We start from the raw sequence: 21345 nt of genomic DNA on the forward strand, positions 1-21345 counted from the left end.
TCGTTATTTTTATAAAAATAATAATAATGCAAAATAAAACAGCAAACACATATTCATTCTAACTATCGTTTAACTTTGCTGAGAAATACAGTGATTTATAGTTTTAATAACAAAAGTTTACTCATAAAAAATAGCGCCTATTATCATAAGCGCTATTTAAATAAGTGGTTTGAATAAGCTTTTTAGATGAAAAGTGATAACTAGCTAAGCTTTTAATTTAATAGCTTGAGGGTTTAATAGTTCAATTATTTTAAAAACAACGCCATAGCCTTTTTAAACAAGTCGCCATAAGGCGGTAATAATAAATTCAGACCATTGAGCTTAGATTGTACAAAAACGGGTTTAAGATGACTAAAACGCTCAAAGCCCGCTTTACCATGATACGCACCCATGCCTGAATGTCCAACCCCACCAAAGGGCAAGTCATGCTGTGCCACATGAATGATGACGTCATTGACACACACACCACCTGATACCGTGCGCGTACGTACCTGTTCGATATCATAGTCATTATTGCCAAACACATATAAAGCCAGTGGTCGCGGTCGGGCATTGATGAAATGAATGGCATCATCAAGCGTGTCATAATGTATCAAGGGTAAAATAGGCGCAAAAATCTCATTTTGCATTAAATCGCTGTCAGGCGCAGGCTCAGTAACAACAATGGGCAACATCAAGCGCGTTTCAGCATTTGCCTCCCTATCAGTCAGCGCATGTACACTATTTTCTGGTAATGCTTGTAGATAGCGTTGCACGCGCTTAAATTGTCCATCATTAATAATATGACTATAATCTGGATTATGAGCAATATTAGGATAATGCTCTTTCATCCACGCGGTCGCCAAGCTAATAAAGCGCAAATGATATTGGCGTGGAATAAGGACATAATCAGGCGCGATACAAGTCTGACCCGCGTTCAGAGTTTTGCCCATCATAATTCGATTGACTGCACTTTCTAAATTGGCGTCGTCGAGCACAATCACCGGTGACTTGCCGCCCAGCTCAAGCGTAACAGGCGTTAAATTCGGTGCCGCTGCCGCCATGACTTTTTTACCAACTGCGGTTGAGCCCGTATAAAGTAAGTGGTCAAAAGGTAGTTTGCTAAAGGCTTCCGCTATATCGACCTCGCCGAGCACCACGCACACCATATCTGCTGAAAAATAATGAGCGATGGCTGTAGCAAAAGCTTGTGCAAATTGCGGTGCTGCCTCGCTCATTTTAATCATCACCCGATTGCCTGCCGTTAACGCATCAATCATCGGTCCTATCGCCAAATATAACGGATAGTTCCATGGCACCATAATACCCACCACGCCTAAAGGCTGCGGCTGAATTTCATTATGCGCTGGTCGATAAAGCGCGGATATAGAAGCGCGGCGGGTTTTCATCCATGACTTACCATGCTTTTTGGCATGCGTAATCCCCGTAAAACTTGGGAACAATTCGGCAAACTGCGTCTCTGACACACTACGGTGCCCAAAGTCCGTACTAATGGCTTTCGCAAGACTATTTTGATTGTCACTTAACATCGCTTCTAAACTGTCTAATTGCGTCTCACGGGTCGCCCAATCCAATATTGGCTTGGTACGGCTAAGCTTTTGCAAACGTAAAAATTGCGCTTGTAGCTGCTCAGTGGTGGTAATAATCGTTATCGCAATGTCATGAATGCTCGAAGTTTGATTACTGTCGTGTAGATTGTCGTTTAAATTATGGTCAGTCATAGCTCATCCTTATCGTACCTCTAAAACCAAAATGCTGTTATTTCATTAACATATTATTTTTAGCATCAGGCGTTAGACGTCAATTTTTATTAACATAAATTAGAGTGATATCGATTCTTTGCCAGTCAATGTAGCGTATTGATTGATGAATGAAAAGCAGGTTTAACGTACTGGTAGGTTTGTAAAACGTTAAAAAGGTAACGAGACTGCTATTTCAAACAACATTTTAACTCAGGTTTTTAGCCTTATTAACGCTTGGGTACTCAACTTAAAAACTGCTACACTTAATCATAACTAGCTACACTTGATCATAACTAATAGTCACCATCACTAGATACTAACCTCGTTTATCATTAAGAACCATTTATCCCACACCTCTATAAAATAAGAAGTTACCACACTCATGACTCAACACATCAGTGACACTGTGATAAGTAAAACCCTCATCAGTAAAGCGCTAATCGCTGCCGACTACAACCCAACTCATGATGCCATGCTACAGCGCACCCTTGAGCGTATTGCCCTTAAAAAAGAGCAAGGACTGCGGACGCCTGACGAGCTATGGATTGTCGATCATAATGATGTATATACCCTTGGGCAAGCAGGTAAAGAAGAGCATATCTTACGGCAGACCACAACGCCGATTATTAAGACCGATCGCGGTGGACAAGTCACTTGGCACGGTCATGGGCAATTGGTTATTTATTGGCTGTTTGATTTGCATAGCTTGGGCTGGAGTGTGCGTCATTTGGTTTCTCATGCTGAGCAAGCCATTGAAGATGTGGTTAATGATTGCTTAAAAAACCATCCGTTAGCTACGACGACCAATATCAGCGCCCATGCGCGCCGTGATGCGCCCGGTGTCTATTTATATGCCAATTATGCTGACATTATTGACAATAACGATATTGCCAATAACGACATTGATAAAAATGCTAACGAGCCAAATGATGACGCCATCATGATTGGTAAAATTGCCTCATTAGGTTTTAAAATTAAGCACGGCTTTAGCTATCATGGCATCGCGCTTAATATCGATTGTGATTTAGCTGCCTTTAATGCCATCAACCCGTGTGGCTATGCCGGTATGCAAATGCTGCGGTTATCCGACTTTACCGCAATGAGTGCCCAACTTGCTGATGCTTTAAATTATGAGCAAGTTACGCAAAAGCTGATTGATAATATTGCTCAGCGCCATGGAGGCTTGATTGAGCTACGCGCGATTGCGCCAAAATCGTAACCGCAATTTATAATAAAATATGTCTAGAATCTGACTGAAATTTAAATTGTCACGTACAATCGTTTGTCTATTTGCGCATAATATCGTGCGCGCTTAGACTTAAGCATTGCGAGAAAAAAACATTTAAACTTGCTATACTCGCACTCGGTACAAATTAGGCGCCACAATTATCGTAGCGCGCCAGCATATCCCTTTTATCGTTGAAGTATTCATAACAAAAGTACATTGGAGCACTTTATGGCAGATTTTAATAAAATTTTAGACGCAGGCGATGTTGATGGCGGCATCATTAACGTGGTTGTTGAAATCCCAACCGGTAGCAGCCATAAAATCGAATGGAATCGCGACTTAGCCGTATTTGAGCTTGACCGTATTGACCCACAGATTTTTGCTAAGCCTTGCAACTATGGTTTTATTCCACAAACTCTTGACGAAGATGGCGACGAATTAGACGCGCTAATCATCACAGAACAGCCTTTGCCAACGGGTATCTTTTTAAAAGCCAAAGTGATCGGCGTCATGAAATTCGTTGATGATGGCGAAATCGATGATAAAATCGTTGTCGTACCAGCTGACGACCGTGATACGGGCAATGCTTACAACAGCCTAGAAGACTTGCCAAAACAGCTTATCAATCAGTTACAGTTCCACTTTAGCCACTATAAAGACTTGAAAAAAGCAGGCACGACTGTGGTTGAATCATGGGGCGATGTTACAGAAGCTAAAGCAGTCATTCATGAATCTATCCAACGTTGGAAAGATAAATAAGCCATTTCTTTTATAAGACTTTACGTTTTAAGAAAAAACATGATTTGATTTACTGCAACCATTAACATGGTTGCGGTATTTTTTTGCGTCAATAAGGGATATATAAAGTTGCTATAATGACTTATCTCATAAATACGTCTCCGATAAGGATAGCCATGTTTAACTCTGATCCCAACTCAAAATTTGTTAAGGTCAAACTGCCAAAAACGGTCATTATGATGATTGAAAAAGGCAATATCGTGCTGGCAATCAAAACCCTAGCGGCAGACGAAAATATCAGTATGGATGTCGCCAAAGAACGTATCGACGCTTATGAGGCTGAATTTAAGGCTAAGCAGCAACAAAAACTCAATGCTATCGCCAATAAGCAAGGCATTCCGACAGAAGCGCTAACGTTTGATGGAGAACAAGCTCGCGAAGATATACCAGTGTTAATCAAAGACCATGTAAAATCTACCCCGGATCAACAGAGCTTTAAAACCTTACAGCGTGGACTTGATAGTAAGCTTAATGAATTAGCCTATAACAAACCGCTCGTTCCTTATTGGCTGAAGCGGATTTTTGTGATTATTATCATTATGGCAGGATTATTTTGGATTCTGTGGCGTGTATTTGGCTAGCGGTTTATCGTATCAGCATAATGACTTAACTTTATTATTAGGAAGCCTATTTTGATAGCCTCTTTAGTTAATTATATTAATCTAATCGCTAGAGTTGTCGAATTTACCGGCGTACTGATTATGTTTTTAGGGCTGCTATTTGCCTTATACAAAGCTATTTTATCAATACGAAATTTCACCCATGGCGTTTACGTAGAAATCAGACAGGCAGTTGGACGCTCTATATTATTAGGGCTTGAGGTACTCATTGCTGCTGACATTATGGCAACCGTAGTAACAAAACCTACATTAAATAGCGTATTGGTACTGGGCTTTATTGTTCTTATTCGTACTTTTTTAAGCCTATCATTACAAGTTGAATTAGAAGGTCGCTTTCCGTGGCAAAAAAAGCTTATTACACCAGAACAAAAGCCACCCACGACCCCTATCAATCCTTCTTAATCAGCTGACTTCAGACGCTTTTAATGTAGTTCACCAGGAATAATTCTTGCAAAGGCGCGCTGAGCTAAGTTTGGTTTAGAGTCAGTAGTTTGCGCTGCCGTTGAACTTGGGAAAATACGATAGCCAATAGATTGCACACTGACGTTGAATGCTGGTACTAACGAATAGCTTGCTGAGGCAAATTTACCCATATTACTGGCAATACTATTTGGTTTTTCCACGATTGCTTTTGCCACCATTAATGCGGCTTCGTCTGGCATGAGCGCGGGCATATAACGATATAGCTTGGTTGGGGCAATCATAGGCGTGCGTACCAATGGCATAAAAATATTGGTCACTTTAATATTATTACCCTTCACTTCAGCCGCCAAGCAGCGACTAAACGCATCCAATGCCGATTTTGATGCCACATAGGCGGCAAAACGAGGACTATTTGCTAAGACACCAATGGATGAAATATTGATGATTTGTCCTGATTTTCTAGCAATCATGGTGGGCAAAAATCCCAAAATAGTTTTGACCGCGCCAAAATAATTAATATCCATCGTGCGCTCAAAGTCGTGAAAGCGGTTGACAGATTCATGAACTGAGCGCCGAATCGAACGACCGGCATTATTTATCAGTACGTCAATATGATCGAAATCGGCAATAATTTGTGTGGTTGTTTTTTCAATGTTATCCATATCCGTTAAGTCACAAGGATAGTAGCTTGCCTTGCAGCCTTTCGCCTCAATGGCTTCTTTGACGACTTTTAATTTTTCTTCAGTGCGTGCCAACAAAATGACATGCGCGCCACATTCACTGAGTAAATATGCCGTACGCTCGCCGATGCCGCTTGATGCCCCTGTAATCAGGATATTTTTGCCGTTAACTGCTTTAGTAATTGCTGCTTTTGTAGGATTAGCCATAAAACGCCCTTGTTATTTATCATTGTTTATCATCATTATTTCTAATACTGTTATTAATTTTTAGTACAATTGTTGGATATTGCTATTCAATTTTAATATAGCAAAAATCTATGCTCTGTACTTAGGTAAATAAGGAGTAAATAAACAGTAAAGCTAGATTTTATGACGATAACTAGAAAATTCAGGTGTTATTCATGAGCGGTCAAGAAAGTATCAACGACGCGAAATTGACCAGCGGTGCTTTCTTCACCATACATGGCTTGGCGAAAGGCGTTAGAGTTGGGAATGCCTGTGGTATACCACGCGATATGCTTACGGGCGATACGACAGCCAGAATATTCACCATAAAATGCATATAACTCTTGCAGATGGGCTAAAACAATTTCTTTGATTTCACTAACCGTTGGCGCAGGCAATGTCTCACCAGTCTGCAAAAAATGTCTAATATCTCGAAATAACCACGGTTGCCCTTGTGCCGCACGCCCTATCATTACCGCATCACAGCCAGTCAACTCATAGACGCGTTGAGCTTTTTGTGCGCTATCAATATCGCCATTGGCAATCACAGGAATGTTAACGCTTTCTTTGACTTCTCGAATTAAGTCGTATCGAGCATCGCCCGTATACATATCTTCGCGGGTACGCCCGTGAATGGCAATCGCGGCAATACCTGCTTGCTCAGCCCGACGCGCAATACGCAAAATATTCTCACGACCGTTCTCATAACCTAAGCGTGTCTTTAAAGTTACTGGCACATCGACCGCATTGACGGCAGTATCAAGCAGACGCGCTACCAAATCTTCATCTTGGAGCAAGGCTGAACCTGCCAGTTTACGGCAGACTTTTTTTACTGGACAGCCCATATTAATATCAATAATTTGCGCGCCATTATCAATCTGAAAACGGGCGGCTTCGGCGAGTTTATCTGGCTCAGCGCCTGCTATTTGTGCAGAAATAGGCGCGATTTCATTATCAAAATTGGCGCGATATAAAGATTTTTTGCGCGCATACAAAGCGGTATCCGCAATGATCATCTCACTGACCGCGTGACCGGCGCCAAAGGATTTGCATAACCTACGAAATGGATTGTCAGTGACCCCTGCCATTGGTGCAACGATAAGACGGTTTTCAATACTCAAACCGCCTATCATTAATGGCTGTAATAACGGATGAGTACTTTCCGACAAAGATGCTGGCACAATATCAGCATGCTGAGAAGAATTAATAGACATAAAAAACGGCTTGATTTATCATAAAAACAAGCCGTTATTCTAAGCGTTCATACAGTTATTGCAAGTGATTAACTTTGATTAAAAAAATATCGAAATGATTAACAGAGCAATAACGCAAGTATCAACAAAACCATCAATGATGATTATTTATCAAATACACTGCCCTGCTCAAGGGTAATGTCATCATCATGCTGCTGCATACGCCATGGCAAAGTATTTGGCGAGACATTAACAAAATGCAGATACTTTTCAAATTGGTCGATAATATCATTAATAATGGCTTCTGAATGATAGCCATACAAGTCGTACGTTTGACCACCACGACGCAGATACACTTCGGCACGATGATCATGCTGTTGCGGTAATTTATCAGCTCCTTTTTCAGTAGAATCGCCAGTACAGGCATCAGTAAAATCTTTAGTAGAGTTTTCAGTATAGTAATCTGGCGCATCATATTCAGACAAGCGCACTTCATACCAAAATTCAATATCATCACCGCGTTGCAACTCAAGCACCACACGATTATTAATATCATCGTAATTCACATCAGTCGTCCAGCCGGTCTGCGAAAACTTGGCGGATACTTCTACCATTGATGGCATCACCACTTCTTTGATGTAACTTAACACTTTGTCACGCGTCGGCTGATTGGTTATATAGTCGATACGGTCGCGCCATGCCGATGGTTTGAGTAGATGCGGCGGTAGATGATTATCATTATTTAAACTCTGGTTACGATGCCCTTCAATACGTAGCGCCCGCCACATGCCAAACATCGAAATCAACATAATAATTGCAAACGGTAGCGCACTGATAATTGCCGCTGTTTGTAGTGCCGTCAGTCCACCCGCAAGCAATAATACCGCTGCCACTGCGCCTTCTGTTACCACCCAAAATGTGCGCTGCCACCACGGCGTATCACTGCGACCGCCAGCCGCTAGCGAATCAATCACCAACGACCCAGAATCTGACGAGGTCACAAAAAATGTGATAATCAGTAACACCGTTAATGACGATACGAACTCAGTAAAGGGTAGTTTTTCTAATAATTTAAACAACGCAATCGCTTGATTATTTTGCACATCGCCGATTAACGAGGTATAACCATCCACCATAATCATATGTAGCGCAGTATCGCCAAACACCGCAAACCAAAAAAACGTGAAGAAGGTCGGTACTAACATCACACCCAACACAAACTCACGAATGGTACGTCCACGGCTAATTTTAGCAATAAATAAGCCGACAAAAGGCGCCCATGCAATCGTCCATGCAAAGATGAATAATGTCCAACTGCCAATCCAATCGCTGTTTTCATATGCCTGTAAGCTAAAGGTACGCTCAACAATATTACCCAAGTAATTGCCTGTATTTTCCATAAAGGCATTCAAAATAAATATCGTCGGACCAACAATAAATACAAACAGCATCAGCGCTGTTGCTAAGCCCATATTTAAGATAGACAAGCGCTTTACGCCTTTGTCCATACCTGCGAGCACGGATACCAGTGCCGCTGCCGTTACAACGACAATAGCAATCACCTGAACCGTTGTACTAATCGGTATTAAATCGGGTAATAGATAATTTAAACCTGCGTTGATTTGCGTGACTGACAATCCTAAACTGGTCGCGATACCAAACATCGTCCCCACAATCGCAAACACATCGACCGTGTGCCCGATAGGACCATAAATTTTATCGCCAATTAAAGGATATAACGTCGAGCGCATCGACAATGGCAACCCATGCCGAAATGAGAAATAAGCGAGTGAAATACCAACGACCGCATAAATCGCCCAAATATGAAAACCCCAATGGAAATAAGCAATTTGCATCGCCTCTTTGGCGGCTTCAATCGTCTGCGGACTAGAGAGTGGCGGACTGGCAAAATGCATCACCGGTTCGGCTACCCCATAAAATAATAAGGCAATACCATAACCAGCAGAAAATAGCATCGCAAACCATTCGATGAATTTATATTCCGCCTCGCCATGATCCGGACCGAGCTTAATATTGCCATAAGGCGAAAATGCCAAAACGATAATAAACATTAAAAACAGCGCCACTGCCAGCATATAAAACCAGCCAAACGTATTGGTCGTAAAATTTAGCACCGTACTGAACAGCTCGCCAGCCGCTGCCGGATTCATCGCCGTGCCAATCACTAATAACAACATAATCACGGCAGCCGGTATAAATACTGGCAACAAAATAGTAGAATTAGGTAACTTATTTTTCATAAATACGGTCTCTTAACAGTCTCAAAAAGGCGGTTGTCCTTAAAGCGATCCCTGATAAGAGACCTCCTCAAAAAAGTTGGCATGTCTTTTGACAGCCAAAGCAATTAATCCCCGTAATAGCGGAAACCAAAGAACAAAACAAACAACGAACGCTGTTTGTCTAAATAAAGGTTGTTTTTATCACAACGACGCCAGAAACCCCAGAAACACGACTATCTCGTAACATTATTTTAAATTTTATTACATGACTATTACCAAACAACAAAAAAGGCAACTTGTCAGCTGCCTTTTATAAAGATGAAAAAATTAGACTGTTTTGCTAAAGTCTGTAAAAACTTCCTAAAAACTCTCTAAAGAATCATTAAAAATCCGTTCATTGACTTAGAATGACACCACCAGTACGTTAGGCATTAATAATAGCTGTTAGGCGTTAATAACAGTAGCCAGTTGTTTAGCCGTCTCTGCTAACTTTTCATGATCCACCTCAGTCGCTGCATGACGACCAAGCTCATGAACACTGGCAGGAATCAGATGTAAATGGTAGTGAAATACAGTTTGACCTGACTGCGCCCCATTAAATTGCATCTGAATAATACCTTCACGCGCAAATACTTGGCGCTGCGCTTGCATCACTTTTTTAGCCGTCATCAGTACCGCTGCGGCATATTCTGGCTCTAAATCAGCTAAATCGACCGCTTTTTGCTTAGGGATAATGAGTACATGACCTTCTGCTTGCGGCATAATATCCATAAAAGCGAGGGTTTTATCATCTTCATAAACTTTGTGATACGGAATATCACCGTTTAGCATTTTGGCAAAGATGTTATTATCATCATAGATGGTGTGCTGAATACCAGTTGCTTGCGTCATAATTTTTCCTTTTATATTACGGGTGAGTGATATTGATTTTTATCTCTACAATATAGTGAATGAAATAGCGCTATAGCACAAGCGACGGTTACTCTAGTCATTTACGTATCATGCAGTAAGATTAATCAACCAAATACGGTAATTTATTGGCGAATAGGGTCGATTAAATGGTATATTAAAGCCCTGCTTTTTTAGCTTACGTTTATGGATTTGACCGCCTTGCTTACTCAAATATCTGATAACAACAACCCCGACCATTCGCTATCTGCTCCTTCATTAAGTCAAGAGGCGCAAGAATCTACTCTCGATAATAGCCATCATCAACCTATCGCTTCAAATGCGATTATTTTGGCACAAGCGTTGACAGATACCACTATCAGTTGGCGTATCCATAATTGTAAAATCAGTGAAAAGATTGTGACGCAAGACATGGCGTTGCCGTTTTTATATCATTATGATAGTTTAGATGACAGTGTTAAACAGGCACATCCGCTCACACCAGACCTACTGGCACAATTTAACACGCCGATGACTTCTACCGATGCCGCAAAAATTATCGGTATCACCAGTGACTTATTACTATCACCTTGGCATGTAAAAATTATCGGCTCATTAGTCGTCTTTAGCGAAGCGCTACAATTAGCGGTACGCCTGCATTGGACAAATACTGGCAAACGCACGCAGCAGATTTATACTAAAAGCGCAGAAGACGCGGTAACAGCTGCCTGCAAAGAGTGGCAGTTTTTTGGGCGTATTGATGTGCTATTTAAAAATAATACGCAGACGCTCATTAGTATTGATGAGCTCGCAGAAAGCGATGAGCCGATACTGACGATTGACCCTAGCGTTGATTATCAACAGCTGCCAGCCACTCATGCGTTGATTGTTATTGCAACATTAGAGGCGGATAAAGCTCAATTGCCATGGTTTGATACTGCCATCTTAGAACGCCTTGAGTAGTTTTCTAACTATCATATTGTTATCATTTTCAGCGCATTATGGTGAGTGATTCATATCTAATGGTATGGTAGCTACTTAGTATTATTCACTGGTAGTTAGCCAGCATAAAAAGCACACTATTACTCATAAAAACACATTATTGCGGCTTATTATCGCTGCTCATTATTAAAACCATATTGAGATAGTGAACCCGTTCATATATCTCGCTTCATTGTAAGGAATATCACATGGATTATAATTCAAAAACCTCTACCGGCGGTCGTAATATGGCTGGTGCGCGTGCATTATGGCGCGCGACTGGCATGACTGATGGCGATTTTGGCAAGCCTATTATTGCTATTGCCAACTCATTTACCCAGTTTGTACCGGGTCATGTGCATTTAAAAGACTTGGGACAATTGGTCGCACGTGAGATTGAAAAAGCGGGTGGCGTGGCAAAAGAGTTCAATACTATTGCGGTCGACGATGGTATTGCTATGGGTCACAGCGGTATGCTGTATTCTTTACCGAGCCGTGATTTGATTGCCGACTCTGTGGAATACATGGTTAATGCTCACTGCGCTGACGCTCTAGTATGTATTTCTAACTGCGATAAAATCACTCCGGGTATGTTGATGGCAGCCATGCGCCTTAATATTCCAGTGGTCTTTATTTCAGGTGGTCCAATGGAAGCGGGCAAAATTATCGCCAGTACCGTGGCACACAGTCATAATAATGACGGTGGCAGTGATGCACAAGGTATTGATAGTAAAGGTAATCCTATTCGCAAGCTTGATTTAGTCGATGCGATGATGGACGCGGCTGATGATAGCATTAGTGATGAAGATATTGCCGCGATTGAAGCCTCAGCGTGCCCGACTTGTGGTTCGTGCTCTGGTATGTTCACTGCCAACTCGATGAACTGCTTGACCGAAGCTTTAGGATTGGCATTACCGGGTAATGGCTCGCTATTGGCAACGCATTCGCTACGTCGCGAGCTGTTCTTAGAAGCGGGTCGTACGATTGTATCCCTCGCTAAACGTCGCTATGAGCAAGATGATGATTCAGTACTACCACGCTCTATCGCCACTAAAGCGGCGTTTGAAAATGCCATGACTTTAGATATCGCGATGGGCGGCTCGACCAATACTATTTTGCATTTGCTTGCTGCTGCTAATGAAGCCGAAGTCGACTTTAAGATGCACGATATTGACCGTCTAAGTCGCGGTGTGCCTTGCCTTGCTAAAGTTGCCCCTGCTTCGCAAAAATATCATATGGAAGATGTGCATCGTGCTGGCGGTGTCTTTGCGCTATTAGCCGAACTTGACCGCGCTGGTTTACTGCACACCGATTTGCCAACCATTCATAGTGCGACGATGAAAGAAGCGATTGATAAATGGGATATTATGAATCCTGACAATCTTGAGGCGCGGGCACGCTATATCGCAGCACCAGGCGGTATTCGTACCACTGAAGCTTTCTCACAATCAAAAGAATGGTCAAATCTTGATGTGAACCGTGAGTCCGGCTGTATCCGTAGTGCGCAGCATGCGTATTCAACCGATGGTGGTCTCGCGGTACTGTATGGTAATATCGCGGAGCGTGGCTGCGTAGTCAAGACAGCGGGCGTTGATGATAGCATTTTAGTATTCACTGGACGCGCGCGTATTTTTGAATCACAAGACGATGCCGTTGCGGCTGTGCTTGATGATAATATCGTCGCTGGTGACGTGGTTATCATTCGCTATGAAGGTCCAAAAGGTGGACCGGGTATGCAAGAAATGCTTTATCCAACAACTTACTTAAAATCAAAAGGTTTGGGTAAAGAATGTGCGCTACTCACTGATGGTCGTTTTTCTGGCGGCACGTCTGGCCTATCGATTGGTCATGCCAGCCCAGAAGCTGCTGAAGGTGGTGCCATTGCTTTAGTACAAGAGGGCGATACCATTCATATCGATATCCCAAATCGTACCATTAACCTGATTGTGGGCGATGCTGAATTAGCAGCGCGCCGAGAAGATATGGAAAGTCGTGGTAGCAAAGCATGGAAACCAGTCAGTCGTGAGCGTCATGTCTCACCTGCCCTACGTGCTTATGCCGCAATGACCACCAGTGCCGATACTGGCGCAGTACGTGATGTGAGCCAAGTAGAACGTTAATCTTGTGATCATTGATAACGACAGTTTTTAATAACTATAAACCTTAAATAAAAGAACAAGCCTGCCTATGCAGGCTTTTTTTTCACCAAAAAACAACGTAGTCACCGCGCTGATAACGTTTATTTGCGGAAATTACCTACTTTTACCGTCATGATAAACAGCTTAGTAAGCCATTAAAAATGGTCATCGATGATTCTTAATGCTTATTTTCTATTAAAACCAACCTACCAGTGTGTGCAAACGCCATGTTTGAAAACTATAACCTATTCTTACTGATTTGCGGTTTCGCGTTCTTATTTGGGGCGCTGTTTCCGATTATGTTTAAACGCTTGCCTATCTCCTTGCCCATGCTACAAGTGAGCTTTGGGATGATAATGGGCTATTATTGGACGACGTTATCATTTTTAGACCCTCTCAATAACGGTTTTATTATTGAAAAGCTGACAGAAATTGTGGTGTTGGTGTCTCTCGTTGGCGCGGGGATTAAGATTGACACGCCACTGACTTGGCAATTATGGCGTCCTACCGTGCGCTTGCTATTAATCACGATGCCAATTGGGATTTTTACCATGGCATTTCTAGGTTATTACGCATTTGGATTAAGTATGGGCGCAGCTATTTTACTCGGTGCGGTGCTTGCGCCTACTGATCCTGTGCTGGCAGCGAGTATTCAAGTTGGACCACCGAATACGGGCAGCGAAGATGCCACCCGCTTTACCTTAACTTCAGAAGCCGGACTGAATGATGGCTTAGCATTTCCCTTTGTTTATTTGGCAATAAAAATAGCTGAGGCGTATAGCGAGGGACAACGCTTTAATGGAGAAATGCTTTGGTCATGGTTTACGCATGATGTGCTATGGAAAATCAGTGCGGGCTTAGTCGTGGGTATCCTAGTCGGTAAAGTGTTAGCCAAGCTGATATTTTCAAGACATACGCAAGGCACTGCGATTTCTCAAGGCTACGTTGTTATTGCCTTAACGTTACTGGCTTATGGTATCGCGGAATACGTGCATAGTTATGGCTTTATTGCCGTTTTTGTTGCGGCAGTTGCGTTTCGGCGTTCCGAGTGTGAGCACAGTTATCATCATAAATTACATGACTTCGCTGAGCAGTCAGAAGGGCTACTGATGTCAATCGTATTATTGGCTTTTGGTATGTTTATCGGTCAAGGTTTACAATCAGGGGTCGAGCTGACATGGCGTGTTTATATTGTCAGCTTCACGTTCTTATTACTGATACGTCCGATTGGCGGCATGATTGCACTATCGGGACTCAAGATGCATCGTACTGAAAAATATGCTATCTCTACACTAGGTATTCGCGGACTTGGGACGTTATATTATTTATCCTATGCGCTTAATCAGGGCTTTTTTGCTAAAGAAGATCAAGTCAAATTATGGGTGGTATGCTCAATTGTCATTTTAGTATCGATATTTATGCACGGCTTAAGTGCCCCAAGATTGCTACAAATGACGACAAACAAGCCTTCTAAACAACTACCTAATTAAGCCTAGCTAACCGTTTAACTACCAATCTTGACCATTGTAATGTGCAATAAATAATAGTCACGACGTAAAAAACCTACCGTTAATATTTATATTGCCATATATCTTTGGCTTGATATAAAAAATTAACAGTAGGTTTTTTTAGTTGCAGCTAATACATTAAGCCGCCAATTAACGCCCTAACACTGCACGCGGGTCAATAGGATTGCCATTCAGGCGTACTTGAAACTCAAGTCCCACTTGACTGGTCTGTCCACTACTACCCATGCTAGCAATACGCTGACCTCGTTGCACGGAATCGCCTTCATTAACCATCAGCTGACTATTATGCGCATAAGCCGTGATGTAATTATCACTATGGCGAATCATAATAAGATTGCCATATTCTTCTAGCCCACTACCAGAATAAAGCACCGTTCCAGCTTGACTGGCAAGTACCGGATCGCCTTCTTTACCTGCAAACCACATACCCATATTTCCCGCCGCTTCATCAAAGTTACGGACGATTTGATTGCGACTTGGGAACTCGTAGCCTGCCATTGCATTAGCGGTCACTTCATAAGCAGGGTTTGAGGGTGCATTATTATAGATAGGAGTCGATGGGGTATTATTCGTTCCACTATTAGATACGCTAATGTTGTTATTATTGTTAGTCGGCTGATTTTTGCCACCGTCCCATAACTTGAGCATTTGACCACTATAAATGGTGTATTGACCATCAAGCCCATTAAGCGCACCAATTTGGCGATAATCTAAGCGATAACGTGAAGCGATTTGGCTGACAGTATCACCGCGCGTTACTACATGGTAATTCGGCACACCTTGAGCATTAGTAATAATTTTAGGATTTGACGACGGTGGCTGATAAGAGGGCTTAGTGGCACAGCCGGTCAGCGCCATCGCACCAACTAATGCTACGGTCGCAAACTGCGACTTAAAAGTGAGCTTTTTCATACAATATTTCCTATACTTTATGTTATTCATGAGCATGCTATGAGCTTGATACACCACCTAAGTCAAAGACGCAGTGTGCCAGTTATGATATAAGTTCCCACTTATAATACCAACGCGGATAACCGATTAAGCGTGGTGGTCGGGGTATGATGTAATCTAACGGGTGATAGACTAATATAACCTGCCGCTACCGCCTGAATATCCGTATCATTAGACAAGCATTGGTTATCATTTATCACCTGAGCAGCAACTGTTGGCTGAGCAATGGCAGTATTAGGGTTTGATACCGAAGCATTCTCGCATTTCCGCAAGCTTAACCAATAGGCATCGCGTCCACGCGGATCAACCACATGATGGACGGGTCGCGCCAGCTGACTGTGACCCAAACGTGTAATCTTGCGCCCTTTAATATCTGCGGCACTATTTACATGAGGGATATTAACGTTTAACACATGATAGGGCAAATGCTTAATTTCTTCTAATAAGGGCGTTTCGGTTAATAGTTTAACAATTTCCGCCGCTGCCATTTGATAATGGCTGGTTTTATCCTGCCCATTACCTTTAATAGCGCTGCCGACTAATGAGGTCGCAATCGCTGGTATTCCAAATAATTGTGCAGTTAATGCTGCGCCAAAAGTACCTGAAAACAATACATCTTGCCCTAAATTTGCGCCCGAGTTGATACCTGTAATCACACAATCAAAACTAACATCACAATATAACTGATGTAAGGCTAAATAAACACAATCAGCGGGCGAGCCATTCACCGCTATAAACCCAGAGGCTAACTCATGAGTATATAATGGTTGAGAGATATTAAGGGCACTGGCGCAGCCGCTTTGTTCGGTATCAGGCGCGACAACCATCACCTCTCCAACTGTAGACAGCGCGTGATACAGCGCCAACAATCCGGGGGCATGGATGCCATCATCATTACTAATTAGAAATTTCATATCAGCTCAGTATAATCCCATTTGACCGTCTGTATGCTTATCTGCTTTGTTATTCTAAAATTGCTATAATGAGCCAATACTCTGATATCGCTTATATTATTAAACTTTTGTTCTTTATGTTATAATACGAATGAGGCTATTCAGCCTTTTTTTTATCAGCGTATTTGACGACTAAAAATTCAATAAAGACGAATATACAGATTTTTCTGTATTGGCTTTGTGAAAAAATAATAAATCTACTCTATGACTGTAATACAACTGCCATAAAATTAGCAAGAGTAGCCTATTGTTTACCAGATAAGACATCAGATCTAGATAAGAAAGGTGAAAAATAAAACGTTTACGTTAACAAATTTCCTAAAAACGTTTCTATAAATAAAGCATCATTAGCGCACTAGCGGGTAATAATTTCAGGAATAATTATACCTAAATAGACCACTATCATACATGAAATGTGAAACCATCACCTTCATCCAAATCATTAAAAACCACCCTAGTAATAACCTTGTATAAGTCGATAAAACCACTATTGTCATAACTGCTATTGTACCGCCAATGTTACAAGTCACAACAATATCCATCTAACTATTAATGATGGTGTAACTTGCCAATAAATACTACGGATATGTTGCTGTAAATCCTGCTCAGGTGACAATACATCTACACTTCAGCCAATATTTTATGTGACATTTGTTTTTTTTCGCATTACCATAACATCATCAAATAACATAACATCATTATCAAATAATATAAAGTGAGTATGATACCGAATGACTAATCAACCGATATTATCTGTAGTTTCTATGGCCTCAAAAACAGCCTCTAAAGTTGGTATTGCTGGGTTAATAGCTTCGGTTGCCATAATGTCTCAAACGACTAATGCTGCACCGAACACGGCGACCACCATTCCACTTGATATGTCTGGTATGAATATTACCAAACACGAAATTGCGGTCATGCAAGTACTGTCTGAAATCTGCCCACCGATGTTAAAGGGTAACCAAAAGCAACGCTTTTATAAATCCTATAATATGCAATTGCGTGAACTAATGCCGTCTTTAGAAGATCCAAAAGCCGCCATTCAGTATTTATCTACGCAGCAAGATTATCGTCAGATTTTACAAGGTATGCGTAGCTGGACAATGAGCTTCGCTAAGCAAGATAATCAAGAATTGTGTGAAGATATGGCGAATGCTGAATTTTAGAACCTAGTTTGCGCTTATGTATTACATATATTAATAGGCAATAAAACAATAATAATAGCCTACTATTAGCGATAACTTACGACCACTACGCTTTACTAAGTGATATACAATTTAGTATGTAGTAACCATGTCTAATGATAAAATTAACCAATCAAACTTGTTGCACCCTGTTTAATGATTAAGCAGAGCAGCAAGTTTTTTTATGCCTGTAAATTAGTAAATCTCTTTTTCTGATTTACGCCATCTATTATAATAAAAAATTTGCTAAGAGAGATGGTAACGCTCAGTTTATCGTTCATAATAATTACTCTTATTAGCGTGTGGCAAATCTAGCGCTAGACATATTTAACTTGATGGTGTGATGTAATAATTTATGACAGTAAAACGTATAAAAAAGCAGTTCGTACAGTTAATAGTAGGTTTCAGTATTTCTATCAGTGCCGTGCTAGCAAATGCCGCCATTCAAGCACCTGAAATGGATAACTCAGCCTATGTATTGATGGATTATAATACAGGCGAAATATTGGCGCAAAAAAATGCCAATAAAGCTTTACCGCCAGCATCACTGACTAAAATGATGACCAGTTACATCATTGAACAGCGTTTAGCCTCAGGTGACTTACAAGAAGACGAACAAGTGCTGATGAGCAAAAATGCTTGGTGTCGTATGGGTAACGGCGAGTCTTGCATGTATGTCCCAGTGAATACAACCGCCAGCGTTATCGATATGCTGCGCGGTATTATCATTGACTCTGGTAATGATGCCTCTAAAGCGATGGCAGAACATATTGCTAGCAGCGAAGCTTCATTTGCCCTAGTAATGAATGAGCAAGCCAAAAAGCTGGGCATGAAAAATACGCACTTCGTAAATGCTACCGGACTTACTCAGAATGGTCATAGATCTTCCGCCATTGATTTGGCAAATCTTGCTCGTGCCATTATCAAAAATAGTGGACCGTATTATGGCATCTACGCAGAACAAAAATTTACCTATAATGGGATTACGCAAGGTAATCGTAACGCCCTACTGGCTACCGACCCTACCGTTGATGGACTAAAAACAGGGCACACCAAAGCGGCTGGTTACTGCTTAGTTGCCTCTAGTAATCGTAATGACAAACGGCTTATCTCAGTAATTTTGGGTACAAAGAGCGAGCAAGCGCGTGCTGAACAGTCACGTGAGCTACTGAATTGGGGCTACAGCCAATTCCCTGCCGTTACCAAAGCTCCAGCTGGACAATTCGTGAGTCAATAAGCCCGTATTTTGCTTTTCGGAAGGGAAAAAATAGAAGTGATAAAATTGTTCGCTCATGAGTGCTAATCAATAAGACAGAAAAGTATAAAATCACTACCGTAGGCGATATTCCAAAGAGCTCAGAAGCATTCACTATTTGTCGTGGCTGCTAAGGATATTCACCTGTTAGATTTGACAATAAAAAAGGCACTCACCATTAATGATGAGTGCCTTTTTTACTACTGTTAAACTCTAGCTATAAACTACGACCAAGCTAGCCATTTTTTCAGCAGATTACGCAATATTTTACTATCTCGCGGCGCACTATGACAAAAATCTACGCCCACCGCCTTTAAGCCATATTCAAAACTATTCCAAGTAGACGGCTTATGCGACGGATACCAATAGATTAATAACACCCGACTGCTATTTTCCTGCTCACGAATATAGCGCGCTAACTGCGCCGCCTTCTCTGGCAAAATATCTTCTGCAATCATAATGATATCTACGTGAGTGGTCGTCAACTCCTCTATGACTGATACGCTATACTGCTGACAGCTTACCAATGCACCGAGATGCTGTAATTCTTCAACGATAAATCCAGTATCTTCGTGATGATAATAAATGACCTTAAGACCTGCAAGAGAGTGTTGCTGCTGATTTCTATAAATATTGCGTAACGGCATGATAGCCGTAAATTCACTGCCCACACCCAGCTCACTATCAACTTCCAAAGCACCGCCAATCAACTGTATCACTTGCTTAACGACTGGTAAGCCCACACCGACCCCTTCATACTCACGCGTATGGCTCGGATCAACTTGAAAAAATGGGGTAAAAATATCCTGCATATACTTAGCATCGATACCGATACCGGTATCAATCACCTTAATTTGCCAACGAATATTTTCGTTGAAATGTGTCAGCTGTGACTCAACGATAACTTGCCCTGCTAGAGTGAATTTAAGCGCATTTTCTATCAAAGTGGCAATAATCTGTTTGATTTTATTCACATCGCCTTCAAGGGTATAGTCAATATGCTGAATTCGACTGATTAACTCTATATTTTTCTGCTTAGCAATCGACTCAAATTCAGCTATTAAATCTGCCAATAACTGTAACGGATTAAACTCGCTGAGACTGATACCAATTTGACCTTTTTCTATCTTATTCAGCTGAATGATTTGCTCTAGCGTATTATCTAAGTGCTGACTACCCTTACGAATAATCGCTAATATGTCTTTTTGTTCTTCATTTAAGCTTTGGGGATTTAATAATTGCAAACCCCCAGAAATTGCATTTAACGATGTCTTTAACTCATGAGTGATCATACTTTGAAAGTTATAGCGCTGCACATCAAGAGACAAGTCTTTATTATGCAACTGCTGCTCAAAAGCGGCTAGCGCAATAACCTTTTCCTCTGCTATTTGTAAGCGATTGAACAAGGAAATAAATGCCAGCCTAATGCCGTTTAACTCTTGAAAATCGAAATATTGATGGATAACGGGCAGTTGCTTAATCTCTGGATTATTCCTAACCATGTCGCAAACTTTGGTGAGTTCAGCAATGTCTTTAGACGGCCATTGCAGCTTACGTATGATAAAAACGACGCAGCTGATACTAAAAATGACGGTTGCAAGCCATAACCAAATATTTTTAAGAAACCAGTCTAAACGTAACTTATTGATATCTAAGGTAATATTAATATAACCGATTAAGGTCGTAGTATCTGGTAGTTTAGCTTTGATTAAGCTATTCTCGAGCGCATTACCTGTCAAATTTCTTGATTGCTGTTGACTGCTATTAGCATCTTGAACCGTGATACCACGCATATAAGCGCTGGTGACGGCACGGTTCAAACTAATCGTATTGGTGAAAAACGCATTATACCAATCATTACTGGCTTGCTCGATGGCAGCTTGATCAAGGCTGACAGTTGGATGATCCGTAGAATAAAACACAATGCTTTGAATACTGGAATCATCTTCTAATAAAATGCCAACTTGACGGGCAACCAAATTGGCACCATTGACACTAGAAGCACTTTCTGCCAGTAAGTCGGCTAATTGGTGGATATATAAACGCTGTTGTTGATAATGATAGACAAAACCATAAATAAAAGACAATAGAAAACCAGCAATAACAGCAACGGCGATTGCTTGGATAACAGAGCGTCGAATAAGAGCAGGAATGCTTCTAACAGAAGGTGTACGCATGGAACTCAATAACGTTAGGATAGCTGAGATGTATCTTACAGGATAAGAACCGTTATTATATTAATTTAGTGAAAATTTATAATGGTGGCAGAAGTGACCACCATTATAAATGATAGGTAAAAATTTATAACAATAGATAA

The 21345-nt window shown here is 41.4% G+C and carries 16 protein-coding genes and 1 pseudogene; 9 read left to right on the top strand and 8 right to left on the bottom strand.

Features of this window, described 5'->3' with window-relative positions:
- Window positions 1-245: 245 nt before the first annotated feature.
- Window positions 246-1721, bottom strand: a complete 1476-nt coding sequence (locus tag AOC03_RS02190) for a coniferyl aldehyde dehydrogenase (RefSeq protein ID WP_062533401.1) — start codon at window positions 1719-1721, stop codon at window positions 246-248.
- Window positions 1722-2124: 403 nt separating this feature from the next.
- Here AOC03_RS02190 and AOC03_RS02195 point away from each other — a divergent pair, with 403 nt between their 5' ends.
- The 4 genes from AOC03_RS02195 to AOC03_RS02210 all read left to right on the top strand — a co-directional run bounded on the left by AOC03_RS02195 (window position 2125) and on the right by AOC03_RS02210 (window position 4790).
- Entirely contained in the window at window positions 2125-2961 is an 837-nt protein-coding gene (locus AOC03_RS02195; protein WP_062533402.1) for a lipoyl protein ligase domain-containing protein, read from the top strand.
- Window positions 2962-3198: 237 nt separating this feature from the next.
- Complete coding sequence (locus AOC03_RS02200) at window positions 3199-3729, top strand: inorganic diphosphatase (protein WP_062533403.1); 531 nt, start codon at window positions 3199-3201, stop codon at window positions 3727-3729.
- Between the two features lie 155 nt (window positions 3730-3884).
- Window positions 3885-4349: a hypothetical protein gene (locus AOC03_RS02205; protein ID WP_062533404.1), complete on the top strand. Its 465-nt coding sequence runs from the start codon at window positions 3885-3887 to the stop codon at window positions 4347-4349.
- A 51-nt stretch (window positions 4350-4400) separates the two neighbouring features.
- Window positions 4401-4790: a DUF1622 domain-containing protein gene (locus AOC03_RS02210; protein WP_062533405.1), complete on the top strand. Its 390-nt coding sequence runs from the start codon at window positions 4401-4403 to the stop codon at window positions 4788-4790.
- A gap of 20 nt (window positions 4791-4810) precedes the next feature.
- Here the strand turns inward: AOC03_RS02210 and AOC03_RS02215 are convergent, their stop codons facing one another.
- The 4 genes from AOC03_RS02215 to AOC03_RS02230 all read right to left on the bottom strand — a co-directional run bounded on the left by AOC03_RS02215 (window position 4811) and on the right by AOC03_RS02230 (window position 10040).
- The gene (locus tag AOC03_RS02215; RefSeq protein WP_062533406.1) at window positions 4811-5698 is read right to left on the bottom strand and encodes an SDR family NAD(P)-dependent oxidoreductase; all 888 of its coding nucleotides are present in this window, start codon (window positions 5696-5698) and stop codon (window positions 4811-4813) included.
- Window positions 5699-5886: 188 nt separating this feature from the next.
- On the bottom strand, window positions 5887-6930 hold the full coding sequence (gene dusB, locus AOC03_RS02220; RefSeq protein ID WP_084785743.1) for a tRNA dihydrouridine synthase DusB: 1044 nt from the start codon (window positions 6928-6930) through the stop codon (window positions 5887-5889).
- Between the two features lie 143 nt (window positions 6931-7073).
- Window positions 7074-9170: a BCCT family transporter gene (locus tag AOC03_RS02225; RefSeq protein WP_062533407.1), complete on the bottom strand. Its 2097-nt coding sequence runs from the start codon at window positions 9168-9170 to the stop codon at window positions 7074-7076.
- Window positions 9171-9593: 423 nt separating this feature from the next.
- Window positions 9594-10040 (bottom strand): HIT family protein, encoded by a 447-nt coding sequence (locus AOC03_RS02230; RefSeq protein ID WP_062533408.1) that lies wholly within the window; start codon window positions 10038-10040, stop codon window positions 9594-9596.
- Between the two features lie 204 nt (window positions 10041-10244).
- On the opposite strand from AOC03_RS02230, the gene AOC03_RS02235 reads away from it, so the two are divergent.
- The 3 genes from AOC03_RS02235 (at window position 10245) to AOC03_RS02245 (ending at window position 14646) form a co-directional block, all read left to right on the top strand.
- Window positions 10245-11000: a hypothetical protein gene (locus tag AOC03_RS02235; protein ID WP_062533409.1), complete on the top strand. Its 756-nt coding sequence runs from the start codon at window positions 10245-10247 to the stop codon at window positions 10998-11000.
- Window positions 11001-11227: 227 nt separating this feature from the next.
- Window positions 11228-13138: a dihydroxy-acid dehydratase gene (gene ilvD / locus AOC03_RS02240; protein ID WP_062533410.1), complete on the top strand. Its 1911-nt coding sequence runs from the start codon at window positions 11228-11230 to the stop codon at window positions 13136-13138.
- Between the two features lie 245 nt (window positions 13139-13383).
- Window positions 13384-14646 (top strand): cation:proton antiporter, encoded by a 1263-nt coding sequence (locus tag AOC03_RS02245; RefSeq protein ID WP_062533411.1) that lies wholly within the window; start codon window positions 13384-13386, stop codon window positions 14644-14646.
- 168 nt (window positions 14647-14814) lie between these two features.
- Here the strand turns inward: AOC03_RS02245 and AOC03_RS02250 are convergent, their stop codons facing one another.
- Together AOC03_RS02250 and surE are read right to left on the bottom strand one after the other, a co-directional pair.
- Window positions 14815-15597, bottom strand: coding sequence for a M23 family metallopeptidase (locus AOC03_RS02250; protein ID WP_062533412.1), 783 nt, complete (start codon window positions 15595-15597; stop codon window positions 14815-14817).
- 101 nt (window positions 15598-15698) lie between these two features.
- The gene (gene surE / locus AOC03_RS02255; protein ID WP_062533413.1) at window positions 15699-16550 is read right to left on the bottom strand and encodes a 5'/3'-nucleotidase SurE; all 852 of its coding nucleotides are present in this window, start codon (window positions 16548-16550) and stop codon (window positions 15699-15701) included.
- 863 nt (window positions 16551-17413) lie between these two features.
- Here surE and AOC03_RS02260 point away from each other — a divergent pair.
- Both AOC03_RS02260 and AOC03_RS02265 read left to right on the top strand, forming a co-directional pair.
- A complete protein-coding gene (locus AOC03_RS02260; protein WP_227514269.1) occupies window positions 17414-17755 on the top strand; it encodes an MCR_0457 family protein in 342 nt (113 codons plus the stop codon).
- A 373-nt stretch (window positions 17756-18128) separates the two neighbouring features.
- A pseudogene (locus tag AOC03_RS02265) lies at window positions 18129-19007 on the top strand (D-alanyl-D-alanine carboxypeptidase family protein); the annotation flags it as partial.
- A gap of 245 nt (window positions 19008-19252) precedes the next feature.
- Here AOC03_RS02265 and AOC03_RS02270 read toward each other — a convergent pair.
- A complete protein-coding gene (locus AOC03_RS02270) occupies window positions 19253-21205 on the bottom strand; it encodes a sensor histidine kinase (RefSeq protein WP_062533415.1) in 1953 nt (650 codons plus the stop codon).
- Window positions 21206-21345: the final 140 nt, after the last annotated feature.

The organism is Psychrobacter urativorans (genome assembly GCF_001298525.1).
GTDB classification, from domain to species: domain Bacteria; phylum Pseudomonadota; class Gammaproteobacteria; order Pseudomonadales; family Moraxellaceae; genus Psychrobacter; species Psychrobacter urativorans_A.